A 3,048-nucleotide genomic window follows, 5' to 3' on the forward strand; every position below is an offset into this window, starting at 1 on the left:
TGGCGTTTGTAGCTGATTTTCTCTGTCTGCATCGACACCGCCTACGCCCGGATCAATAAGCCAGCAACCTCAGGGCCGTTAACGTGACAACACCCGCATTGGGCCACATCCAGACAAAGCGTGGCCCGAAGGCGCGACCGCACATGCCGTAATTGCCCGCCCCGTAAGAGCCACCGACGATCACCGTAACCTTGGGCACGGAGGCGGTAGATACCGCCGTCACCAGCTTGGCCCCGTCCTTGGCGATACCGCCCGCCTCGTATTTCGAGCCGACCATGAAGCCGGTGATATTTTGCAGAAACAGCAGCGGAATCTTGCGCTGGCAGCACAGCTCGATGAAATGCGCGCCCTTGGTCGAACTTTCGGAAAACAGCACGCCGTTGTTGGCGATGATCCCCACCGGCACGCCGTCGATATGTGCAAAGCCGGTGACAAGCGTGGTGCCGTAGCGCGGTTTGAATTCGGCAAAGTCCGAGCCATCCACCAGCCGTGCGATCAGCTCGCGCGCGTCGTAGGGCGTCTTGTCGTTGGCGGGCACGATGCCCATGATTTCTTCTGCAGGATAAAGCGGGGCTCTCGGCTGCTTGAAGTCGACGCTGGGTCGGGAGCCCTGTCCAAGATGGCTGACGATCTCACGCGCAAGCGCCAAGGCGTGCCGATCATCGTCGGCCAGATAGTCCGCCACGCCTGAAAGACGCGTATGGGTGTCGCCGCCACCAAGTGTTTCGGCATCGACGATTTCGCCCGTGGCCACCTTGACCAAGGGCGGACCTGCGAGAAAGATCGTCCCCTGTTCGCGCACAATGATGGTCTGATCGCTCATAGCGGGCACATAGGCACCACCCGCGGTACAGGACCCCATCACAACGGCGATCTGCGCGATCCCTTTCGCGCTCATCCGGGCCTGATTAAAGAATATCCGCCCGAAATGGTCACGATCCGGAAATACCTCGTCCTGATTGTTGAGATTGGCGCCTCCGCTGTCCACGAGATAGATGCAGGGTAGATGGTTTTCCTCGGCGATCTCCTGGGCGCGGAGATGCTTTTTTACTGTCATGGGGAAATAAGTTCCGCCTTTGACCGTCGCGTCATTACACAGGATCATGCAATCACGGCCCTCGACCTGTCCAATCCCCGAGATAGCCCCAGCCGCGGGGATTTCGTCCCCGTACATGCCCGAGGCTGCAAACAGTCCGACTTCAAGAAAGGGCGAGCCTGCATCCAGAAGACCCGCGATCCGGTCTCGCGGCAGGAGTTTGCCGCGAGAGGCATGACGTTGCCGGGCCGCCTCCGAGCCGCCTTGCATGATGGTCGTAGCCCTGTCGGCCACCTTCGCGTATTGCGCTTCCATAGCTTCGGCATTTTCAGCAAAGCCCGGAGCGTTGGGGCCAAGGCTGCTTTGCAATATACTCATCGTCTTCCAGTCTCCGTGTGGTCATCGCGATGCGATGTCTTGCTTTTCCGACAAAGGTTCGGCATCTCAGCGAAAATCGAAGGGGTTTCAGCGCTAGCGTGTCATCAAATCGGGCAGGAAAAGCGTGATTTGCGGGAATGACAGCAGCAGGATCAGCACGATGATTTCCATCCCGAGGAACGGCAGTATTCCGCGAAAGATGGTGCCAAGCGGCACTTTCGTTTGCGCCGCCGCGACATAGGCGTTCAGGCCAAGGGGGGGCGTCAGCAGACCGATTTCCACCGTCTTGGTTACGACGATCCCGAACCAGACCGCATCGTATCCAAGTGCCATCGCCGTGGGAAATGCCAATGGCATGGCCAGCGACAGAATCGCGAGCTGATCCATGAACATGCCCATCACCAGCAAGAGCAGGATGATTATCAGCATGATAACCTCGCGGCGCATCTCGGTCGCCGCCACAAATTCCAGCATGGCCTGGGTGATCCGCGTAAAGGCAAGGTAGTTCGAGAAAATCGCCGAACAGGCAATGATTGCAACGATCATCACGGTAGCCCGGATCGCGCCGCTGACCGATTTGTTGAACTGCACGAAGCTCAGCGTGCGCTGCATCAGCACGATGATCAGTGATCCCATGACGCCCAGTGCCGCCGCCTCGGACGGCGAGGCGATACCGCCGTAGATCGCACCGATCACGGCCACCATCAGCAAGACCATCGGGATGACGTGACGGCTTTGCTTCACCGCCGTTTTCAACACGAAGGGCTCTCCCTTGGGTGCCTGATCGGTGGTATCGGCAATAATCTTGATCACCACGGCAAGACCGGTGGCTGTCAGCAGTCCAGGAATGATCCCGGCAATGAACAGCTTGCCGATCGAGGTTTCCGTCAGCACCCCGTAGACCACCAGCACGATCGACGGTGGCACCACTACGGCGAGCGTGCCGCCGACGCTGACCACTGCGGCCGCGAGGCGGTCGGAATATTTGTGCGCCCGCATTTCCGGGAAAGCAGAGGCCGCCATCGCGGCGGTCGAGGCGGTCGAACTGCCCACCAGTGCCGCGAGGATGACGGAGGCGGCCACAGTGGCCATTGCCAGCCCGCCCTTGACGTGGCCGATCCATGCCTGACAGGCGATAATCGCGCGCCGGGTGACATCGCCTGCGGTCAAGAGTTCTGCCATCAGGATGAACAGCGGAATGGCCACAAGGATAAAAGAGGCGGAGGTGTCGAAGAAGGTCCGCTCCAGCACCGCAAGGGCCGGGCGCATACCGAGTTCCGCCGCAAGGCCAAGGGTTCCGGTAATCCCCATGGCAAAGGCGATGGGAACCCTGAAGGTCATCAGGACGGCCAGAACGACGAGTATGATAATAAAGGTCAGCATAAGTGGCCCGCGCTCGGTTTGAGTGCAAGGCAGCCACCGTACCGGGCGGCTGCCTTCTGGAGGGTTCTGTCGCAAATTTTCAGGTAGGTTGAGATCTGACTGACGCTGGACATAATTATGCAGCGAGCTGGGCAAACTGCTGGAATGCGGTGATGCGGTGTTGTCACGTTAACGGCCCTGAGGTTGCTGGCTTATTGATCCGGGCGTAGGCGGTGTCGATGCAGACAGAGAAAATCAGCTACAAACGCCAC

At 59.4% G+C, this 3,048-nt stretch carries 1 protein-coding gene and 1 pseudogene; both read right to left on the bottom strand.

Annotated features, from left to right (window positions below; all coding sequences use genetic code 11):
- Nucleotides 1-88: 88 nt before the first annotated feature.
- Nucleotides 89-1,414 (bottom strand): annotated as a pseudogene (locus ABIE58_RS20110) (carboxyl transferase domain-containing protein); the annotation flags it as partial.
- 93 nt (nucleotides 1,415-1,507) lie between these two features.
- Nucleotides 1,508-2,797: a TRAP transporter large permease gene (locus ABIE58_RS20115; protein WP_354546391.1), complete on the bottom strand. Its 1,290-nt coding sequence runs from the start codon at nucleotides 2,795-2,797 to the stop codon at nucleotides 1,508-1,510.
- Nucleotides 2,798-3,048: the final 251 nt, after the last annotated feature.

This window comes from Roseovarius sp. MBR-78, assembly GCF_040547535.1.
Classification (GTDB): domain Bacteria; phylum Pseudomonadota; class Alphaproteobacteria; order Rhodobacterales; family Rhodobacteraceae; genus Roseovarius.

Coding starts and splice junctions, on each gene's coding strand:
- ABIE58_RS20115 (WP_354546391.1), bottom strand. CDS start 2,797: ATGCTGACCTTTATTATCATACTCGTCGTTCTGGCCGTCCTGATGACC.